Below are 20,789 nucleotides of genomic sequence, written 5' to 3' on the forward strand. Positions count from 1 at the left end.
AATGTTTCAGATGCCGATTTTATCATTTTCAAGCAATGATATAGATGTAATTACTGGTAAAAAAACCCGTACAATACGTAAAGCATGGAAAACCCCTCTTAAAGTTGGTGACAGGTTATATTGCTATTGGAATCTTGTTTCTAAAGAAAAAATGAAAATTTTTGAAGCTTTTGTCACCGATGTTGAAACCATTCCTTTTTCTGAGATTAAAGACAATGATGAGCTGGCTCGCCAGGAAGGTTTTGAAGACTCAAAAGAAATGCTGAAAGAATTTAAAAAAATGTATGGCGGGCGAATTGATCCTGATGATGAATTTCAAATAATCTATTTTGAAAAGATTCATATTGATGAGTGGAGAGGGGACAAAATAGATGAAAAGGCCATGATTACAAAAAGGGCAGATATTCTTTTTGACAGCGGTAAGTTTGATAAATCAACAATGTGTTATGAAGCGGCACTCAGGCTTGATCCTCATGATGTTTACCTGTTGAATAAGCAGGGGGATAACCTGTCAAGGCTAGGCAAATTCATTGAGGCTATTGAGTGTTATGATAAAGCGTTGGAATTCGAACCTGATAACATTTATATTCTTAATAATAAAGCTATTGCTCTTTTAAACTCCGGCAACATTAATGAAGCACTTAAAGTAAGCAATATTGCCTATAATTATCGTCCAAGCAGTCCGATTGTCTTATATTGGAGAGGATTTATTTTAGAAATGCTTGGAAGATATGATGATGCGCTTAAGGTCTATGATAAACTCATAGTCCTCGACGGCGAAAATCCGGAAGTGTGGAATTCACGCGGAAATCTTTTAACAGATATGGGAATGTTGGAAGAAGCTATCGAATCATTTGACAGGGCTGTTGAAGTTTGTTTGGATGATTCTGAAATGGATGCTGCAGCAATTAATCGTATGGGTAATGCTTATATTGACTTGGGCAAATTTGATGAAGCTTTAGAATGTTTCAACAAAGCTATTTCTCTGGAAAAATATAATATTGACTTCTTATTAAATAAGGGCGTGGTTTTAATGGAACTTGGAAAATTCGAAGAGGCTGTTGATAGTTTCAACCAGGTTTTACTCAGGAGTCCGGATAATGAAGATGCATTTTTCCTAAAAGAGGAATGTTTGGAATACTTTTAGTATAGATTGCCTGATTGTTATTTCCAAATCTCATCAGAGACTATTTTTGTTTTAACATATTCCTTAATTAAATAAAACTTGTTTGCTGAAAACCCTGTTTTAATTAATTGTTATTTCAATTAAAATAAAAGAAAAAAATGGGTGAGGGAAGGGTCGAATTATTTTTTGTATTTTTCAATTAAACCTAGTCCCCACTCGGTCATCTCGTCAGCTTTGTCCTGTGAATCAGATTCGGCAAAGCATCTGAAAATCGGTTCTGTTCCAGAAGGCCTGATGATTACCCAACCATCTTCTTTTAATATTTTGACGCCGTCGGTTAAATCCAGTTCATAGTCAGTTGTTGTTTTAATCTCATCAGCAATACTGGACATGACGAATTCTTTTTCATCATCAGGACATTCAATTTTTGTCTTGCTTGCATAATAAACCGGCAGTTCGCTCACCAGTTCGGAAATTGGCTTTTTGGATTTTGCAAGGATTTCTAAAATTTTTGCAACGGTCATCACTGCATCTCTTCCGTAAACAAAATCAGGGAAAATTAAACCGCCGTTTTCTTCTCCGCCGAATAAACCGTCTTCGTCCTTTAGTTTACGAGCAACAAGCAGGTCGCCAACGGCAGTAGCTATTACTTCGCCGTTGTATTCATCGGCAATGTCATAAATTGCCTGTGAAGTTGCAACGGTTGTAACTATTATTCCGCCGCCGTTTTCCTTAAGCATTTCCCGTTCCACTAATGTAAAGGTCTTATCCCCTAAAACGAAGTTTCCTTTCTCATCTATACAAATGGTTCTATCGGCATCCCCGTCATGGGCAAGACCAATGTCTGCATTTAATTCTTTCACGACCTTAATCAATTCCTGCAGGTTTTCTTCAATAGGTTCGGGGTCGCGTCCCGGGAAAAATCCGTCAGCCTGTGAGTTTAATGTTGTCACGTCACAACCAAGTTTTCTAATTAGGTAAGGGGCTGTATAACAGCCGGCACCGGATCCGCAATCTACTACAACTTTCAGGTTGGCTTCACGAATCGCTTCAGTATCCACTTTGGAAACCGCCTCATCAACATACTCTTCAATTATTTTGTCATTGTAATAAATTTCACCGATTTCATGGAATTCCACACGGTCAGGCTCTTCATCAAAGTATAATTTTTCAATTTCAAGTTCCATATCATCAGGTATTCCAATACCGTCGGCATCTAAAAATTTAAGGCCGTTATATTGGGGAGGATTATGTGAAGCAGTAATCATCACTCCACCATCATAATAATTGCGGACTGCATATTGGACTCCTGGAGTAGGCAAAATCCCTAAATTTACCACATCACAACCGCTTGAAAGCAATCCGGCTGTAACTGCTTGCATCAGCATTGGAGAAGTTGTACGGGTATCTCCGCCAACAGCAACGGTTCCCTTAATTTGTGTACCGTAACAGGCAGCGAGTCTTGTGGCGAATTCAGGAGTTAAAACATCATTTGCTGTTCTTCTAACTCCGAAGGTTCCAAATAATCTTTTTTTATCAGACATATTTTCAGTTCCTTTAATTTTTTTATATAACATTATTTTTAATTTTAATTAATAAAAAGATATTGCTAATTGATTATTCTTAAACTGTCCCCACTGGATAAAATCAATTCCAATTCAGAATTATATTGGGTAACTGTTCCGACTACCTGCACTTTCCTGTTTTTGAAATCTTCAATATCAAGATTTTTCGATTGTATTTCAGCGACCTGTCTTTCGAAGATTATTAGTGGAATTTGCGCTTCGCCGTCATTTATCGTTAAAAAATAGCTGGTTTTTGAACTGGACTGGGCCACATCCGTAATCACTCCGTTGATGCTCACTTCTTCATCAATCATCCCTCTATTTATGTCCTTAATGTCCACTTCCTTAACTTCAATTGTTGGAGTAAAAGCTATTAGGCCAATCAATCCGATCAATGAAGTTATCAGTGCGATTTTTAAAAGTTTGTCGTCTGTAATTTCCATGATTTCATGATTGGTTTTAAAAATTAATATAATCGATAGGATTTATTTTCGTAAAATTGATTTATATTGATATATAAAATATGATTATGGTAACAAAAACAGAATTATACGCAACTTTAACCGGAATTTTCACTGCAGCTTTAATCATATCAAATATTATTGCGGGCAAAACCTTTGACCTTTTATCGTTTACATTGCCTTGCGGAGTAATAATATTTCCGCTGATATACATTGTTAATGACGTTCTGGCTGAAGTGTACGGATATGAAAAGGCGCGTAGAGTAATTTTACTTGGATTTTTCATGAATCTGATTGCTGTTATTTGTTATAATATTACTATCTGGCTGCCCGCTCCCGTATTTTTCGAAGCATCAGAGGCATTCAATGTTGTTTTAGGCTCTACCTTAAGACTGCTGATAGCCAGTTTTGTGGCATATCTGGTGGGAAGCATAGTCAATGCCAAGTCAATGGTGTATTTAAAAAAATGGGATGAGGAAAAACTGTTTTTCAGATGTATCGTATCGACATTATTCGGCGAGGGTCTGGATGCGATAATTTTCATTACCATTGCATTCTGGGCAACAATGCCTGCAGAAGCTTTAATTATAATGATTGTCGCACAAGCATTGTTTAAAACAGTATATGAGATAATTGTCTACCCTATTACAAGAAGCGTAATTGACAGAATTAAAGCACTTCCGGAAATCTAGTTTCCAGTCTCATACATTGAAAGCAATCTTTCAACAGTATCTGCGTCCATTGGACTTTTGTCTTTACGGATATTTTTAACAACCGGGAATCTTAGGGAGTACCCTGTTTCATATTCCGGGGATTCGACAATTTCTGAAAATGCAATTTCTAAAACGATTTTCGGTTCAACTTTAATTTCCCGTCCTTTAGTTGAAATTTCAAGTTCTTTCATTTTTCCGGTCAGATATTCTAAAGTGGCATCATCAAGACCGGTTGCGGCATAAGCCACGCTTTTGAATTCATCATTTTCATCTCTTAAAGCCACTAAGTAAGATCCGACAAAGTCCCCTCTTTTTCCGATGCCGTATGTTCCGCCGATAACAACCATATCCAGGGTTTCAGGCTCTGCTTTATATTTGAGCATTTTTTTACCCCTTAATCCGGGGATGTACGGTTCATTACAGTCCTTAATCATTATTCCTTCATGGCCGCCTTCAATCGAGTCCTCAAATAGTTTCTGAAGTTCATCAATGTTTTCAGGGGTTCCGACTTTCAGGGTGCTTAAATTCATCTCATCAACCGAAGTGTCAACAATGCTTTCCAATATTTTCCTTCTTTCTTTTAAAGGCTCGTCAATCATTGGAACCTTATAATACAACACATCAAATAGGAATAATTTTAAGGGAACATTTTCCATAGCTTCTTCCACATTATGTTTTCTTCTAACCCTGTGCAGGACATTCTGGAAAGGCAAAGGTTTTCCATCACGTGTAGCTATTACTTCACCTTCTACAATGTAATCCTCATGAGGCAGGTTCTCGTTGAATAATTCAACAATTTCCGGAAGGGCGTGAGTAATGTTTTCCAATCTGCGTGTGAAAATTTTGATTTCATCACCGTTCCTGTGGACCTGCAATCTGATTCCGTCATATTTTGTTTCACAGATTGCACATCCCATTTCCGGAATGATCTCATCGAGCGGCGGGGCCAATTGTGCAAGCATTGGCTTGACGGGAGTTCCGGGAGTCAGATTAAGTTTTTCCAAACCTTCAGTTCCCTCTTCTTTGGCGGTTCTTGCAACCACTGAAAAGTCATTGGTAAGCATCTGTGCCCTTTCAACCACTTTTTTGTCGATGCCGAACGCTTCAGCTATTGCGTCACGAACTACTCCGTCGCCCACTCCGATTCTCAATTCTTCTGTAATCGTACGGGTTAAAAATTTTGCTTCTGTTGCACTTGCCTGGCTTAATAATTCTAAAAGGATTGCAATTTTACGATTGGTTGAACGTGAACCGCTGATTTGTGATAATTTGCGCAAACTGTTGAATACAAAGTCGATTGTTAAAGGCTGTGAGAAGAATGTCATTTGGGATTTCCTTTCATATAGCTTAATGCAGGCGAGTCCGATATCTCCTTCGTCACGGACAGCATCTTCAACTGCAGCTTGTGTTGTTCCAACAGCTTCAGCTACAGCCCTTTCAACTAATTTGCCCCCAATTCCAATTTCTTCTGAACTCCATGCCGGAAAAACAACGCCCAAAATTAGCAGCCCTACTTTTTCAATAGTGTCGGAATCCAATGTTTTTAGATAATTGGCGATTATTTCTGTTTTTTCCAGTCTTTTTGTGGTTGCCTCAAGGGCTGAGTAGACGTCCACCAATTCCTGATATTTCATTAGAAATCACCTTTAGCTATTTTAACTGCGCAGTATTCTCCGCACATTGCACACATTTCATTATCGTCAAGTTCGCATTTGTCACGGTATTTCCTAGGTTTTGACTTGTCCAATGCAAGGTCGAATTGGGCTTCCCAGTCAAATTCCCTGCGCGCTTTTGCCATTGCCTTTTCGCGGGCCCATGCAGAGTCCAAACCTTTTGCCACATCAGCCGCTTCAGCAGCAATTTTGGATGCGACAACTCCTTCCTTAACATCTTCAAGGCTAGGCAAGGATAAATGCTCTGCAGGAGTTACATAACATAAGAAATTGGCACCGGCAGTCGCAGCTATCGCTCCTCCGATAGCTCCGGTAATATGGTCATAGCCCGGCGCAATATCTGTTACAAGAGGTCCCAACACATAGAATGGGGCACCATGACAAATTGTTTTTTGAATTTCCATATTGGCTTTAATCTGATTAAGGGGCATGTGGCCCGGACCTTCTACCATGACCTGCACATTAGCGTCCTGAGCTCTTTTAACCAAAGTTCCTAAATTAACAAGTTCTTGAATTTGAGGGATATCACTTGCATCAGCCAAACAGCCCGGTCTGAGCCCATCGCCTAAAGACAATGTAATGTCATGTTCATAGGATAATTCCAAAAGGTAATCGTAATTTTCATATAATGGGTTTTCCATCTCATTATGATTAATCCAGGAAGCCATGAATGTTCCTCCACGGCTTACGATTCCCATCATACGGTTAGCTGCCTTGAGCTTTTGGACAAGATCTTTTGTAATTCCGCAGTGGAGAGTCATAAAGTCCACTCCCTCTTTTGCCTGATTTTCAATGGCTTTGAAGATATCGTCAGGGTCCATGTCAATTATTTCCCTGTTTTTTGCAAGTGTTACAACCCCTGCTTCATAAATTGGCACGGTTCCAATACATAAGTCCACAGCTTCCATGATTTTGCGTCTGAATAATTTTAAATCAGAACCGGTTGATAAGTCCATTATAGCATCCGCGCCGTATTCCTGGGCCAGTTTCGCCTTATTGATTTCCAGTTCCAAATCATCAATTTTGGATGAAGAACCAATATTCGCATTAACTTTAGTTTTCAGGCCTTCTCCAATACCGCAAGGTTTTGAATTTCCATTAACGTTTTTAGGAATTACAACTAGTCCTTTGTCAATTAATTTAGCTAATTTGTTTACATCTATGTTTTCATATTCTGCAACAAACTCCATTTCGGGGGTAATGTTGCCTTTTTGCGCTTCACTTTTTTGAGTCAAATTTATCCCTCATGTTGACTAATCAATATTAATTATATAGTTTCAACATATATAGAATTATTTAAAATTATTTGATGTGGGTGTTTATTATTAAAATAATATTTTTCGATACTGAAACTTCAGGATTAGATTGTCGGGATTGCCAAATTATTGAACTTGCCATGCTTACGGTTGAAGATGGAGTCATAACTGATGATTATAATGAATTTGTAAATATTGGAAGACCTATTTCCCCCAGAATAACTGAAATTACAAGCATCACAAACGAAATGTTAAGAAATGATGGGTTAGATGAAAGGACAATTGCAGAAGACATTGCTGACAGATTGACTCCCGGCACCTTGATGATTGCCCATAATTGCCAATTCGATTTGTTGTTTGTCTATTTCCTGCTTAAAAGACATTTCCCTGAGGAGGCCGATGAGATTGTATCAAATGTCGATTGGCTCGATACATTGACAGTTTTAAAAGATAGGAAGGAGTATCCTCATAAGTTAATTGATGCTGTAAACCATTATGGAATTGAAGAAGTTCATTTCCACAGGGAAATTGACGATACAAAGGCATTGCGTGATGTGGCAATAGCATTAAGAAATGAACGTGATGATTTGGCGGAATACATTAATATATTCGGGTTCAATCCTAAGTATGGTGTTGGAGGCCCGAGATTCCCATTCATTGAATATAAGGCGCAGTATTTTACTAAATTCATGGTTAGAGACGATAGAATTTTACCAAGAATGTAGAAGTATCACTTCAAAAACTGTCAAATCTTAGATGTTGAGGTACGAATGCATGAACCATGATTCCCCTCAGTATCTATCTGAAACGATTACATGACATATTTCTGATAGTATTTTTTCAATTTATTGAAAAAATTCTTTTTCCCATCCCAATAATGGTATTGTACTTCAAAGCATATATATTTAATGTTACATTCTTTAAACTACAAATATATGGATTAAAATCAATATTTTAATTCAAATACAATTTTATGGGCTCAAATCACTATTGTATTCATTTATTAAAAATTAAATTAGAGGATATGGCAAGTCAGGATTGTCCTTTTTAGGTTTTTCCCCGCCGATTTTTTCTAGACGCATTTCAAGGAATTTTTTGCCGTTTTCAGTTCTTGCAAAAATTGGTATTGACTGACCTACTGTTTTAATGCTTTCAGCTTCCCCAATTTCACGCATATATTTTGAAGCACATCCGGTTGCAACATCACAGATGTCAAATAATGCTCTGGCTTCCTGGGAACTTCTTTTTGATGTGTGAACTACAAACACATAGATGTTAATGTCTGGATTTTCATTTTGCAATTTCTTGATTCCTTCCGCATCACTTGCACATGTAACGGTAACTGCAATATTCTTAAATCCTTTTTCAATGGCTAATTTGATTCCTTCAATCTGATTAATGTCTGCAGTTTCTGGATAGACGATGTTTTCTTCACCGATTTCAGCTATCAGTTCTGGTATCGGGCTTGTTTTATAAAGTCCTGAAACCCTTCCGCCGATTCCTTGAACTAATTCTCCTTCAGTTACAATTATTGTTCCGCAGCCTTCCAAAACCATCACGACGGAATCGATTACATTTTCATCAAGCAAGGTGCACATGATCTCGGATATTCCAAAGCTTAGAAAGTCCTTCATTCTCAATTGTCTGTCTGGTGTGCACATTCCGAAATCGTCAATTCTGAATTGGATGTTTTTAGCTATCACTTCAGGGGTGAGCTTTTTAATTCCGCGATGATGATCAAAAAGAGGACAGTATTCAACTTCAGGTTCTGTCACGTCAACTACTTTGCCGTCTTTGATTGTTATTCTGCTTTTTCCTAATGCTTCAATGATATGTTCGCTCATAATATTAACTATTGTTATTTTTTTATATAAAATATGCTGTCAAAAATAGTATTCTTAAAAGAGGTTGTGGGAAAGATGTCAGTATCTTTCCCAATCGGTAGAGAAATAAATTTGTAAATATAATGGAGGTTGTGGGAAAGATGTCAGTATCTTTCCCTAATATGGTCAGAAATCAGATAATAGGGAGGAAAAAGGAAGAAATTGGTGGTTTCTTCCTTACATATATTGAACTAATTGTTCATCGAGGCTTTTATATCCCGGTTTCACTTTATCAATGGCTTGTTTAAAGTATTTGTATGGGATTTCGCTAGCTTCAAGATCATCTCTTAGAGCCAACATTGCCGCTTCTCTGCATACGGATTCAATGTCCGCTCCGACATAACCTTCAGTGTTTTTAGCCAATTTTTTAATGTCAACGTCATCTGCTAAAGGCATACCTTTGGTGTGCACTTCAAAGATGGATATTCTGGCTTCTTCGTCAGGTTCTTTAACTTGAATGTGCCTGTCAAATCTTCCAGGTCTCATTAAACCGGCATCTAAAATGTCCGGCCTGTTGGTTGCGGCTATGATTGCAACATCCTCGAGTTCTTCTAAACCGTCCATTTCAGTCAATAACTGGTTTACGACTCTTTTGGTCACACCACTGTCGGTGTCGTTTCCGCTACGGGTACTGGCTATTGCATCGATTTCATCGAAAAAGATTACAGTAGGGGAAGCCTGTTTAGCTTTTCTAAATACTTCTCTTACACCTTTTTCGGATTCGCCAACCCATTTGGATAAGAGTTCAGGACCTTTCACTGAGATGAAGTTCGCTTCACTTTCACTGGCAACCGCTTTTGCAAGCAATGTCTTACCGGTTCCAGGAATTCCGTAAAGGAGGGTTCCTTTTGGAGGCCTGATTCCTAAACGTTGGAATGTTTCAGGGTGTTTTAACGGCCATTCAACAGCTTCTTTTAATTCCTGTTTTACATCTTCAAGACCTCCTACATCATCCCATCCAATATCCGGGATTTGAACGAGCACTTCCCTGAGAGCTGAAGGTTGGATTTCCTTTTGAGCATTTTTAAAGTCATCTCCTGTAACGACGATTTTTTCCAGAACTTCTTTTGGAATCTCTTCATCGTTTTGAATTTCAGGCAAAATCCTTCTCACTACTCTCATAGCTGCTTCCTTACATAAGGATTCGAGATCAGCTCCTACAAATCCGTGGGTGGTATTTGCGATCTTTTCGAGGTCTACGTCTTCTGCCAAAGGCATGTTTCTTGTATGAATTTCAAGTACTTCTTTTCTTTCTTCTGAGTCAGGCACTCCGATTTCGATTTCACGGTCAAACCTTCCAGGTCTTCTGAGTGCAGGATCAAGTGAATCAGGTCTGTTGGTTGCACCGATTACTACCACTTGGCCTCTGGATTTAAGACCGTCCATTAAAGTTAGAAGTTGGGCAACGGTTCTTCTTTCAACTTCACCGTTGGTCTCTTCTCTTTTTGGAGCGATTGCATCAAGTTCGTCTATAAATATGATTGAAGGTGAGTTTTCTTCAGCCTCTTCGAAATATTCCCTTAGGTTTTCTTCAGATCCGCCAACATATTTGCTCATGATTTCAGGCCCATTGATTGCAATGAAATGGGCATCACTTTCACTTGCTACCGCTTTGGCAAGCAAAGTTTTACCTGTGCCTGGCGGACCGTGCATCAATACTCCTTTTGGTGGGGCGATACCTAATTTTTCGAAGAGTTCAGGTCTTTTAAGAGGAATTTCAATCATTTCCCTTACCTTTTTAACTTCGTCTTTTAAACCGCCGATATCTTCGTAGCTTACGTCGACGAGGTTTCCAACACCTTCGATTTTGCTGACGTCCACTGGGGACTCATGTAATTGAACTTCGGTATTCGGACCAACAATAACAATGTCTTTCGGATTAGTTGATACGACTGCAAATTTGATTTCTTTCATTGCTGGTGTAAAGTCCATCAATTCTTCAAATAGGCTATTGAATCCCATGCTTGGTCTTGGTGCTCTGATTTGTGATCCAATGATGTCGCCTTGGACCATTACTTTGCCAGCAAATAAACCGCGCACATCTCCTTGCACACGGATATTATTTTCAATTGGAGCTAAAACAACTTTTTTTGCTTCTGTTGCTTTAGTTTTTTTGATTGTGACTTCTCCACCAATAGTAGCGCCGGAGTTTTTACGAACTAGTCCATCAATCCTTATAACTCCAAGTCCAATATCGGTCTGTGAAGGAAGAGCGATAGCTGCAGTTCTTCTCTCGCCGACAATTTCGATCAAATCTCTTTCTTTGATGTTCAAATCGTCCATGACGTTTGGGTCAAGTCTTGCTATGCCTTGCCCGACATCTTTTTGAGAAATTGCTTCTGCAACTTTTAGTGTAATTTCATTTTCTGCCATGTTATCATCTCCCTTTAGGCTGTAATTGTAATGTAATTGTAATGTGTCAAAATCTTTTTGTTACTTTTTGTAACTTTATTGACAGATATACCTGTATATGTTTTACTATATAAAGGTTTCGGTTTTATGGACTTTTCAAAACCTTTTAAAAATAAGCTATTTGATCTAATTACTGATTGATAATATTAATTTTATTTAATTTGATTTTTAATGATTAATTTATAAAAAATAAGAAATATTAAAGTGATATATTAAATTCTAAAATTTAATTACTTTTTGACACTTTAATTTTTGTTCGTTCCATATAAAACAATTATCTGATGACTCCGCCAAAACCGGTGAACAGGTCTTTGACATTTTCAATATCTTCTTTGGTTAGCGCAGTAACTTCAAAAGTCAAGCTTATGAATTTGTCATCAATTTGAGGGCCGGTATATTCATCAGTCAATTTGATGTCAATGATATTGTCTAATTTCAATACGGTTTTCTCGATAGTTTCAACATGGACGTTTTTAGGGAACACGCAACTGATGAATGCGGTTTTGGTATTTGAATTTTCGATTTTCCATTTGTACAATTCCTCTGGAAGCAAAATCCTGATGTTTGCTATGCGAAGCTTTTTGGTTTTGTTCCCGTCCTTCAATACCGCGGTCTTGTCATCCAGGCTTTCAAGAATTCCGACATGGATTTTCCCTGAATAGATGTGCATCAAACCAACTTCCTGACCAATGGAATCATATAACATTCCGTATTCGTAATTCAATGCGCCGATTGCCTTGTCACTTCTACCCAAAGCGTTTTTGATATCTCCCATATGTTTGGTAGCCCTAATGGCAATGTCCATGAACTCTTCTGAATCGCCGTTATTGATAACATCTCTCAGCTCTAAAACGGCATCGGCAAATGTGTTTCTGATTTTAGGACCGTTCTTATTCATTGCCTGAATGTTATAAGTCAGATACGGGTTTTGAGATACAATACGGGCAATCATATCAATCATCAGGTTATATATCGGACTTTCATAATCCTCAGTTTCAGAAATGTCGACCTTCAGCTTTTCAATTGCAGAAGCGGTTGAGATGAATGAAAAATGAGTTAAAACCTGCACGATGCTCATCATGAAATCATGCTTTTCGGCGCTGGTTTCGATTATTCTCATATTCTTGCTTTCCAGGTATTTGTATACCTTATCATACCATTTGCCCTTTTTATCAGCGGTCAGGACAATCACCTGATTGTCCAGTTCGGTGGTTCTCGGACCGAAAACAGGGTGTGTTGGAATGTATTCCACACTGTCCGGCAGAACTTCAGACATGGTTTTGGCAGGCCCTTCCTTAACTGAAGTCACATCAATCATGACGGAACCGCTCTTGATAAACGGCGCAACTTCGCGGATGACATCGCAGGTGTGCTGGATAGGTACGGATATAATCAGGATATCGCTAATGTTTGCAAGTCCTGCATTGGATTCAATGTAATTGACTCCTAATTCATCTGCAACTGCACGGCCTTTCTTGTGGTCTCTGGCAGTGATATATACTTCAAATTCATCTCTAAAGTAGTAGATTAAGGTTTTTCCCAAACCGTCACTACCACCAATAATTCCAACATTCATTTTTATCACTTAATTATTATATTAGTAAGTATATAATATTAACTAGAAAAATTATTGTGAAATCATGAAAATTTTAAATGAAGATGAAAAAGAGGGGACTGTTGAAGTTTTCCCGGAAACGCTGGATGATTTATGGCATCTTTCACATATCATAGAAGTTGGAGATAACGCCTCCTCAAAAACAACCCGAAGAATTCAGGATAATACTGGAGACAAGCTCAGAAGTGACAGGGGAGTTAAAAAAACATTTTATTTAGGTTTGGATATTGAAAATGTCTCTTTCCACTTGTTCACGGGAAAGTTAAGGTTGACCGGAGTAATTACAAGGGGCCCTGAGGATCTGATTCCTTTAGGTTCTCACCACACTTTGGAAGTCAAGCTCAACACTCCAATAACCATCAAAAAAGAAAGATGGCCAAAATGGGCAATCAAAAGACTAAACCAAGCTATAGATGCGTCTAAAAAATTATCTGCAATCATTGTAGTTTTAGAAGACGATACAGCAACATTAGGCTTGATGAGGCAGTTTGGGATAGAATATTACGGCCCAATCAAAGGCCACGTTTCAGGAAAAAGAATCATTGACAAAAACAGGCAGAAAAACATTGTGCAATTCTATGAAAAGGTCATCGAATCAATAACCAAGTTCGATTCAATCCAAAACATAATCATTGCAGGGCCGGGATTTGTCAAAAACGATTTTTATGATTACTTGAAGGACAAGCATCAGGATCTGGCAAAAATTTCAATAATTGAAGCCACAGGATCCGGCGGAAGAAACGGAATTGCGGAAGTCCTCAAAAAAGGAACAGTTGAGAAACTAACCTCTGAAAACCGCGTAGCTATAGAAATGGGAGCAATAAATAATCTGCTCACGGAAATTGCTAAAAATTCATCTAAAGTCGCATATGGAGTTAAAGAAACTAAAAATGCAATTAATTTAGGCGCCGTTGCCCAATTGCTGATTCTTGATACAAAGGTGGCCAGTGAAAATATGGGCGAGGATATGGACATGGTTGAGAACATGAAAGGTGAAGTGATGGTAATCAGCAGCGAGCATGAAGGCGGAAAACAATTAGAAAGCCTTGGGGGTATGGCGGCAATTTTAAGGTATGACATCTCTTAAAATTTATATATAAGGAAAAATTAAAATTAATATGTAATTTAAGTTTGTGATAATATGATTTCTTCATCGATACTTTTTGCACTGGTATTTGTTTTTGTTTTATCTGCCGTAGGTACGGCTGTTTTAGATATTATATTCAGATTTTTAGGAAAAAGAGGATATCTCGGAAATCTCTTCCCCAATGTTAGAGGTGGAATTCCACGTGCAATTGGTATAATTCCATTTATAATTCTATCACTTTACATGTTGCCCGGATTGAATAATCTTATTTTAATAATTGGTATCTGTGCACTTATCGATGATGTCGCGGGACGTAAAAAATCTCCACTGGGCATTGAATGGGGTCAATTATCTAGAGGAATAGGAATCATACTTGTCATGATTGTCGGATTTTATGAAGGTTTAGGCTTATCTTCAATATTCATTGCCCTTATGGTTCAGCCACTGAACATTTCGGATATGCAACCGGGATCCGCTTGTATCGTAACAATTATAATGTCAGTCCTGACAATTATCGCAATGTTGATATTGGGTTCCCCAACATTTGAGGAACTGCCGGCCATTTACACTCCATTATTAATATTGGTGGTTTGTATTGCTTATTCCCCATTGGATTTCTCAGGAAAAATCATGCTGGGGGAAGTCGGAAACCATGTATTCGGCGTTGCATTAGGAATTGCTTATTATCTGATGGGAGGATTGCCTGCAGTTTTAATCTTCGGTTTCATAACTGTCGCTTTAATCGCATTTGTTAGAAGAAATAATTTAAGAGTGTTCTTCAGACAGAAACTAAGAATACTTGACCCTACATTCGGCGATTATTTCATGGATGTTTTGACCGGAGGAGGATTGGGAGACCTCTTTAGGAAATGGATTTTGAGAGATAAGCAATATGAGGTTAAAAATTCATTGTTAATCTCTTTAGGTTTTAGAAGATTATTATATAATCCATATGCATCACATCCTAAGAGTTATGTTCCACGCAAGGAAATTCCTAGATTGGAAAAAAGAGGCTAAATTTATGAAATGTTTATTGGTCGTCACTGGAAGGGGATTGGGCGGCGATGCAGCAATTGCTTTAAATGCAATAAAAGCCCTTGAAAAAAGAGGAATTGAATGTGAAATCGCTCTTGACGAATCTGCTCCGGGAATATTATTTGAAAAGAACGGATATTCCTGGCATAAGATATCCATTCCCCAGGCCGGAGGCCATAAAGCTACAAAAGCGTCTGCTCTTAAAGGAGCTTTAAAGTTAATTCCTGCTGCGTTCAAGGCAAGAAGCGCCATTAAAAAATCAGGGTGCGATTTTGTTTTGGGAGTTTTAGGCGGAGGCGCCATAGTCGGATCACTTGGAGGCAAATTGGCCCGAAAAACTACATTTTCTTTAATATCAACACCTCTTGACTCTACAGTTTGTCCTAAATTAAACTACTGTTTTTTATTCCCCGAAATAGACAAGTATAGGTGGGAAACCTTGCCGAAAAATATGGAAAGGTCATTCTATCCGTTATCCGATGACTGCGGCAGGGGCAATGCGAATGTTGCTTTAGAAAAACTCAGAGAGTTCCCTAATTTTGATGAAAATAAAAAGACAATCCTATTCTCTTCAGGATCATCAATTTTTAATGGGATGATTGATGCAATTAATCTGGTAGCTAATGAAACAGACGAATATAATCTGGTTTTGGTAGGTTTGCCTTTGGATGAATCATATCTGGATTCATTGGATGATTCTAAAGTAATTTATGCAGGTTATATTAACTGGATGAATGATCTGTTCAAATTTGCGGATTTGACTGTCCTGACTGATGACGGCATTTCAATTCAGGAGGCTTTAACTTCTGAAAAACCTATTATCGCTCTTACAAGAATAAAATGGGGAAGATACCAGAATATGGCCGGAGTATATACCGGAGCAATAATCGAATCCGAAGTCAGTGATGTCTGCAAAAGCATTGATGAAGCTTTCAGGAATTATGATTCCCTTCAAAAAAATGCCAGCGCTTATGGTAAGCAATGCGCTCAGGCTGCCGATAATCTGGTCGATAGGATGTTAAAAAAATTGGAATAGTGGTATTATAACCACATATTTTTTATTATTTTGTAATTAGTGTCTGTAGACGGGTGAATTTCTAAAAATTCGCCGTAATCATCTAAATCATAATCCATTCTCATTAAATAAGATAGGTATGCTATATCACTAACTGAGGATGGAGAGACATGATTGATTCTGTTTATCCTGTTTTTAGTTTTGTCAAATTCTACTTCAGTATAGCCGGTATCTCCGCTAAGTATGTTCCAAAAGGCGCCAGGCCCTCCGATTCCAGGAAATGCAATTGTTGCCTTATCTTCATCACGGCATTCTGATTTTTCATTTTCAACAAAACTGACTTCCATGTTCAGACTTAATGTTTGGGGAATGCATTCGTAGCTTACTTTGTTGGAATAGTTTGCCATATTCCTTGCGGCTGTGATACCTTCCATCCTGGCCACCGGTGTTAACTGGTATCCTCCGGTCACATCTCCTGCGGCATAGATATTGTCAGCACTGGTTTTCATCATTTCATTGACTTTAATGGTGTTGTCAGGGTTTAACTCAACTATTCCTTTGGCAATTTCACTGTTTGGTGTTCTGCCGGTTGCAAAAAACGGAATTCCTTCTAATTCAGCATCGCCGTCAGTTAAAACTTTATCTTTAAATGCTTCTTTAACATTGGTGTTTTCAAATATATTGACGTCAGGAATAATATGTTTCAGGACATATTTTTTTGTGGTTTCACTGATCTCTTTTAATATTTGGCTTCTTGCAATAATATTGACTTCACTGCCAAGTGTTGAGTAGATATTGGCTATTTCACAAGCAATGACTCCTCCGCCAATTATGTTTAACTTTTCAGGAATGTCGTCAATCTTCAATATGTCTTTATTGGTCAATCCATATTCCTTGCCGGGAATATCCGGAATAAACGGCCTAGCCCCTGTTGCAATTAATAAATTATCATATTCAAGGCTTTCATTGTTTACCTTGACGATATCACCTTCAATACTGGCCTGACCATAGATGATGTTGTTGCCGACACTTTCATTTTCCATCTGGTTAAGTTCTCTAAGCTTAATTTGTGTTTCAGTAATCTTTTCCACAATTTTTTCATAAGAAATTTCAAGCTGGCTTTTAATAAAACCGTAATTATTGAAGCGTTTATTTGAATCAATAAATTTGGTTATGTCTGTTAGTGCACAAACAACCATACATCCTTCGTTGAGACAGGTTCCTGCAATATGATTTTTTTCAATTAAAGTAACTTCTTCACCTAGTTTTCCAAGTTCAAGAGAAGCTAATCTTCCTGCAGGCCCGGATCCAATAACAATATTTTCCATTTTAACACCCTTTTAGATAGTTTTATATAATACTAACTTTTAATAGTATTAATATATTAAATTTTGGAGAGAGAATTTATGTGTATTGCGGCACCCGCTCAAGTTGTTGAAATTAATAGAGAAGATAATTGGTTATATGCTGACTTTGGTGGAGCAAGACAACAAGCAAAATTAGACCTCCTGCCTGATGTGGAGGTTGGAGATTATGTTTTAATCCATGCAGGTTATGCAATTGAGAAATTATCAGAAGAAGCTGCTAAAGAATCTTTAGAAGCTTGGGAAGAACTTTTAGAGGTTCTTGAAGAAGAAGATAGAGAAATGGAAAAAGCAAGAATGGAACATCTAAATCAATAGATGGACACTCTTGTAACTCCTTTTATTTCTAAAAACTCTTTTATCAAATCACCGCTGACAGGTTCTTCGGTGATTATTGTTAGTATAGGATTTTGCTGGAGCTCAGTATCTTCAGCATATGCCTGTCTGATGCTTATTCCTTTTTCTGATATTAAATTACTTGTTCTAGCTAATATGCCTTCATTTTCAGATCCTACTTCTATTTCAATTACTCCCAGTTTAAGGTTTTTTGCAATATTTTTTAGAAGGGTTCCTGCAGGCATGATGTTGCTGAATATGCTATATAGTTCTTCATCATCTTGAATTACGCTGATTGTTGATTTTATTGCACGTCTGTCAACTTCTGCAGCACTTGCAAGTGCCTTATCACTTATTTTTAAATTTCCACAGTAAATTTTCCCATCCTCGCCTAGGGATAGGCCAAGTTCAATCATTTTTTCCGCGACTCTTAATCTTGCAGGGTATTTTTTGAATTTTTCATTTAATTTTTCCCACATTTTTATCATCATTCCTACTTTTTGTACATTTAAGATATGTTTTGTTGAATATCATATATATTTATTTCTAAAAAAAGTCGATAAAATTGTTAAATAGAGTGCAGAATTCTTAAAAAATAGTAAGTAGTAGGCTAGATGGGATTCGAACCCATGACCTCCCGGTTATCAGCCGAGCGCGCTAACCAAGCTGTGCCACTAGCCTATGAAATTTGTGTGACAGTTAACTGTCAACACTAATACATATATAAATTACTATATATAACTGTTTCGGTTATTCGAGTAATTAGTTAAAATTTAATAAAATTTATCTATTAATCATTTCGTTAATGGACTCTGCCATAGCATGTCCTTCAACAGTAATAATAGCTTTTTCAATACCTTCAACGCTTTCAGCTCTGATTTTAGCATCAGCAGCAATACGGGTTATACTCATACAACCAGGGTTGGTTGGTTTAAGGATAATTTCAGCTTGATCACCGTCAACGGTAATGTCTTGTACAATGCCCATTTCTACAATACTGATTCCCATGTGAGGGTCATTAATTGGAGTAATAGCATCTTTAATATCATTTACTAAATCTTCTGACATATCTAATCTCCTAATAAATTTATGTAGTTATAAGTATTACTAATGGTTATTTATATATCTTGTTATTTTTTTAGGCGATGTTTAAGTTTGACGCCGATACCATTGGTGCATTCTTCCATCTCACGACCGGTCATTACAGCCCTTCCCACTCCGACAACGGTGTCATCATGAACGACAACCACTTCGTCGTTCGGAACGATTTTATGGTCGGCCTTTTCAATTCCAGGTGCAAAGACGGTATTTGTCTGCAGTTCAAAATCAATGTTTACGATATGGATTCCCAAATCCTTGAGGATTTCTCCGCCTGCCAAATTCAGTCTGAACAATCCGTAATCCTTGTTCAGCAATGCCAACTGTGTGCCGTTTGACAGGATTCTTTTGTGATACATTCCTTTGGTTTTAACATTGTCTGGTATGAATTTGTCACCGTTTTCACCAAACTGGTATCTGGCTATTGACCTGAGTCCGTGCAGGGTCTTTTCGTGTCTGCTTATCCTCTGGTGATTCTTGAGTTCCATCCTCAAATTGTAGAGTGAGTCGGGCGAGGTCGGACGCTCATTGACGCAGACGTTGGTAAACTCATCGACGTAGGCTTCCAATGATTCCAGATAGCCTCCGGCAAGGTTGGCTACAATGTTTTTGCCTTCGCAATATTTTGCTATCAATTTCCCGGTCTCCTCAATTTCGTCGGCGGACCATGATCCGGTAGTGCTCACGTCATAGGATTGAATCGGGAATGTATTTTCAAGTTCCCTCGGACATATTCCAAATGGGGAGGTAACAATAAGTTCCTGAAATGACCTTGTTAATTTCCTAAACTTCTGATGGGATTTGGAATCGGAATATGGTTTTTTCATACTGCAGGGCAATAGAACGACAGTATCGCCCAACGGTTCCATCATTTCCATTCTCTGTCTCCATCTGACCGCTTCGGGACGGTACAGGGATTCTTCACTTGAACAAATTACTTTCATATTATTCCTCAAAGGCTTTTATCAACTCATTATCCAGTTCAATTAGTCTTTCAATGTTATCTTCGCTGTCTTCGATAGTTCTTTTCCATTTGCTGATTACAAAATCGACATCGACCTCTTTTGTTCCACTTATCAGATTATCGGCATGAGCGACAATTTTTTCTTCGAGTGTAATGGGAAGATAGGATTTTTCAGGAAGTCCGAGCTTAACGGCTTCTTCGGGAGTTATCCCCGCGCCGATGTGCCTTTCAATGATATTCAGCACTTCAGTCGGATAGCCGTATTCCCGCGCTATTTCAACTCCTTCAATTGCGTGTGAAATTCCATGGGTTCTGGATCTTCCGATATCATGCAATAGGGCGCCCTGTCTGATAAGGTCTTTATCGGCATTGTCAAAATTAGCAGCTATTTTCATAGCTTTTTTGCAAACGGCTATGCAGTGTTGGATAACGTTTTCAGGAGTGTTTTCCTTTTCAAGCAATTTAAGTTCCATTTTATCTATTTTTGTAGGCTTTCATTAAATGAATCTAAATCACTTTTGGTCAATTTGATGCTTTGCTTGATTCCTTCAATCATGTCGGAATTGTCTTGGAATACCAGTTCCTCACCGCATACGCACAGGAATTCTTCGTCTGAAGCTGTGTCGAAATTGTATCTTACATGGCCTTGCGGGCAAACGAAAAACATGTTGTTTTCTTCGTTTTCCAATGTGGCATTGAGCTCATTCAGCTCTTTTTCACATTCCTCATTTATTTGCCTGACCAATTCTTCCTCATCAAATTTCCAAGAATAAGTGTACCATTGTGTTTCAGGATCTTTGCTTCTCTTATAATTAGCAATTTTCAAGTCATAGAGCTTGTATAATATTTTTCTAACAATATTTAACTTGATTTCAGTTTTTGCCGCAATCTCTTCATCGGTTTCAATACCGTCCATTAATGCGTTAATGATTGGTATGATGGTTTTTTCAACTGTTTCTTGAATATCATTAGCAATATGCTGTATATCTTCTTGTGGTAGGTTCAATGCTCTTATAAGATTATCAATTCCTTCAGGGGTTTCTTCATCTGGGTAATATTCTTTAAATCTCTTTTTAAGAGTTTCTTCATGTTCTTTTTCAACGATTTTTGATAATGATTTTTTTACTAATGGATTATTTATCATTTGATTTCCCCTAACACTCTATATTAATTTTATAATTATGTT

Annotated in this window: 20 protein-coding genes and 1 tRNA gene; 7 read left to right on the forward strand and 14 right to left on the reverse strand. The window is 37.8% G+C overall.

Annotation, left to right across the window (positions count from 1 at the left end; translation table 11 throughout):
* Window positions 1-10 precede the first annotated feature (10 nt).
* Window positions 11-1,147 carry a tetratricopeptide repeat protein gene (locus IKS50_RS00595; RefSeq protein WP_292843945.1) on the forward strand — a complete coding sequence of 379 codons (1,137 nt, stop codon included), beginning with the start codon at window positions 11-13 and terminating at the stop codon, window positions 1,145-1,147.
* Between the two features lie 158 nt (window positions 1,148-1,305).
* On the opposite strand, the gene glmM is transcribed toward IKS50_RS00595, so the two are convergent.
* Window positions 1,306-2,670: a phosphoglucosamine mutase gene (gene glmM / locus IKS50_RS00600; protein WP_292843886.1), complete on the reverse strand. Its 1,365-nt coding sequence runs from the start codon at window positions 2,668-2,670 to the stop codon at window positions 1,306-1,308.
* Window positions 2,671-2,735: 65 nt separating this feature from the next.
* Window positions 2,736-3,134 carry an OB-fold nucleic acid binding domain-containing protein gene (locus IKS50_RS00605; RefSeq protein WP_292843888.1) on the reverse strand — a complete coding sequence of 133 codons (399 nt, stop codon included), beginning with the start codon at window positions 3,132-3,134 and terminating at the stop codon, window positions 2,736-2,738.
* A gap of 86 nt (window positions 3,135-3,220) precedes the next feature.
* On the opposite strand from IKS50_RS00605, the gene IKS50_RS00610 reads away from it, so the two are divergent.
* Complete coding sequence (locus IKS50_RS00610) at window positions 3,221-3,844, forward strand: queuosine precursor transporter (protein WP_292843890.1); 624 nt, start codon at window positions 3,221-3,223, stop codon at window positions 3,842-3,844.
* Here IKS50_RS00610 and IKS50_RS00615 read toward each other — a convergent pair.
* A complete protein-coding gene (locus tag IKS50_RS00615) occupies window positions 3,841-5,499 on the reverse strand; it encodes an ATP-dependent DNA ligase (protein WP_292843892.1) in 1,659 nt (552 codons plus the stop codon). The two genes, IKS50_RS00610 and IKS50_RS00615, sit on opposite strands and share 4 nt — an antisense overlap.
* A complete protein-coding gene (gene thiC, locus IKS50_RS00620) occupies window positions 5,499-6,773 on the reverse strand; it encodes a phosphomethylpyrimidine synthase (RefSeq protein WP_292843894.1) in 1,275 nt (424 codons plus the stop codon). The genes IKS50_RS00615 and thiC overlap by 1 nt, the downstream gene beginning before the upstream one ends.
* A gap of 74 nt (window positions 6,774-6,847) precedes the next feature.
* Here thiC and IKS50_RS00625 point away from each other — a divergent pair, with 74 nt between their 5' ends.
* On the forward strand, window positions 6,848-7,519 hold the full coding sequence (locus IKS50_RS00625) for a PolC-type DNA polymerase III (protein WP_292843896.1): 672 nt from the start codon (window positions 6,848-6,850) through the stop codon (window positions 7,517-7,519).
* A 285-nt stretch (window positions 7,520-7,804) separates the two neighbouring features.
* Here the strand turns inward: IKS50_RS00625 and IKS50_RS00630 are convergent, their stop codons facing one another.
* The 3 genes from IKS50_RS00630 to IKS50_RS00640 form a co-directional block, all read right to left on the reverse strand.
* Complete coding sequence (locus IKS50_RS00630) at window positions 7,805-8,638, reverse strand: methanogenesis marker 8 protein (RefSeq protein ID WP_292843898.1); 834 nt, start codon at window positions 8,636-8,638, stop codon at window positions 7,805-7,807.
* Window positions 8,639-8,854: 216 nt separating this feature from the next.
* Window positions 8,855-11,050, reverse strand: coding sequence for a CDC48 family AAA ATPase (locus tag IKS50_RS00635; protein ID WP_292843900.1), 2,196 nt, complete (start codon window positions 11,048-11,050; stop codon window positions 8,855-8,857).
* Between the two features lie 313 nt (window positions 11,051-11,363).
* The gene (locus IKS50_RS00640) at window positions 11,364-12,674 is read right to left on the reverse strand and encodes a prephenate dehydrogenase (RefSeq protein WP_366664903.1); all 1,311 of its coding nucleotides are present in this window, start codon (window positions 12,672-12,674) and stop codon (window positions 11,364-11,366) included.
* A gap of 55 nt (window positions 12,675-12,729) precedes the next feature.
* Here IKS50_RS00640 and IKS50_RS00645 point away from each other — a divergent pair, with 55 nt between their 5' ends.
* From IKS50_RS00645 to IKS50_RS00655, 3 genes are read left to right on the forward strand one after another with little or no spacing between them, the layout of a single operon-like run.
* Window positions 12,730-13,791 carry an mRNA surveillance protein pelota gene (locus tag IKS50_RS00645; protein WP_292843905.1) on the forward strand — a complete coding sequence of 354 codons (1,062 nt, stop codon included), beginning with the start codon at window positions 12,730-12,732 and terminating at the stop codon, window positions 13,789-13,791.
* 54 nt (window positions 13,792-13,845) lie between these two features.
* Window positions 13,846-14,808: a cell wall biosynthesis protein gene (locus IKS50_RS00650; RefSeq protein WP_292843907.1), complete on the forward strand. Its 963-nt coding sequence runs from the start codon at window positions 13,846-13,848 to the stop codon at window positions 14,806-14,808.
* A 4-nt stretch (window positions 14,809-14,812) separates the two neighbouring features.
* A complete protein-coding gene (locus IKS50_RS00655; RefSeq protein ID WP_292843909.1) occupies window positions 14,813-15,862 on the forward strand; it encodes a glycosyltransferase in 1,050 nt (349 codons plus the stop codon).
* Window positions 15,863-15,867: 5 nt separating this feature from the next.
* Here the strand turns inward: IKS50_RS00655 and IKS50_RS00660 are convergent, their stop codons facing one another.
* Entirely contained in the window at window positions 15,868-17,169 is a 1,302-nt protein-coding gene (locus IKS50_RS00660; RefSeq protein WP_292843911.1) for an NAD(P)/FAD-dependent oxidoreductase, read from the reverse strand.
* A 78-nt stretch (window positions 17,170-17,247) separates the two neighbouring features.
* Between IKS50_RS00660 and IKS50_RS00665 the strand changes: the two genes are divergently transcribed.
* Entirely contained in the window at window positions 17,248-17,523 is a 276-nt protein-coding gene (locus IKS50_RS00665; RefSeq protein ID WP_292843913.1) for a HypC/HybG/HupF family hydrogenase formation chaperone, read from the forward strand.
* Here the strand turns inward: IKS50_RS00665 and IKS50_RS00670 are convergent.
* The 6 genes from IKS50_RS00670 to tfe all read right to left on the reverse strand — a co-directional run bounded on the left by IKS50_RS00670 (window position 17,517) and on the right by tfe (window position 20,567).
* Window positions 17,517-18,032 (reverse strand): amino acid-binding protein, encoded by a 516-nt coding sequence (locus IKS50_RS00670; RefSeq protein ID WP_292843915.1) that lies wholly within the window; start codon window positions 18,030-18,032, stop codon window positions 17,517-17,519. The two genes, IKS50_RS00665 and IKS50_RS00670, sit on opposite strands and share 7 nt — an antisense overlap.
* A 115-nt stretch (window positions 18,033-18,147) precedes the next feature.
* Window positions 18,148-18,222, reverse strand: a tRNA-Ile gene (locus tag IKS50_RS00675).
* A 102-nt stretch (window positions 18,223-18,324) separates the two neighbouring features.
* The gene (locus IKS50_RS00680; protein WP_292843917.1) at window positions 18,325-18,609 is read right to left on the reverse strand and encodes an iron-sulfur cluster assembly protein; all 285 of its coding nucleotides are present in this window, start codon (window positions 18,607-18,609) and stop codon (window positions 18,325-18,327) included.
* A gap of 62 nt (window positions 18,610-18,671) precedes the next feature.
* A complete protein-coding gene (locus tag IKS50_RS00685) occupies window positions 18,672-19,583 on the reverse strand; it encodes a DUF5591 domain-containing protein (protein ID WP_292843919.1) in 912 nt (303 codons plus the stop codon).
* Window position 19,584: 1 nt separating this feature from the next.
* Window positions 19,585-20,076: a TIGR00295 family protein gene (locus IKS50_RS00690; protein WP_292843926.1), complete on the reverse strand. Its 492-nt coding sequence runs from the start codon at window positions 20,074-20,076 to the stop codon at window positions 19,585-19,587.
* A 5-nt stretch (window positions 20,077-20,081) separates the two neighbouring features.
* A complete protein-coding gene (gene tfe, locus IKS50_RS00695; RefSeq protein WP_394357515.1) occupies window positions 20,082-20,567 on the reverse strand; it encodes a transcription factor E in 486 nt (161 codons plus the stop codon).
* Window positions 20,568-20,789: the final 222 nt, after the last annotated feature.

This window comes from Methanobrevibacter sp. (assembly GCF_017539065.1).
GTDB lineage: Archaea > Methanobacteriota > Methanobacteria > Methanobacteriales > Methanobacteriaceae > Methanocatella.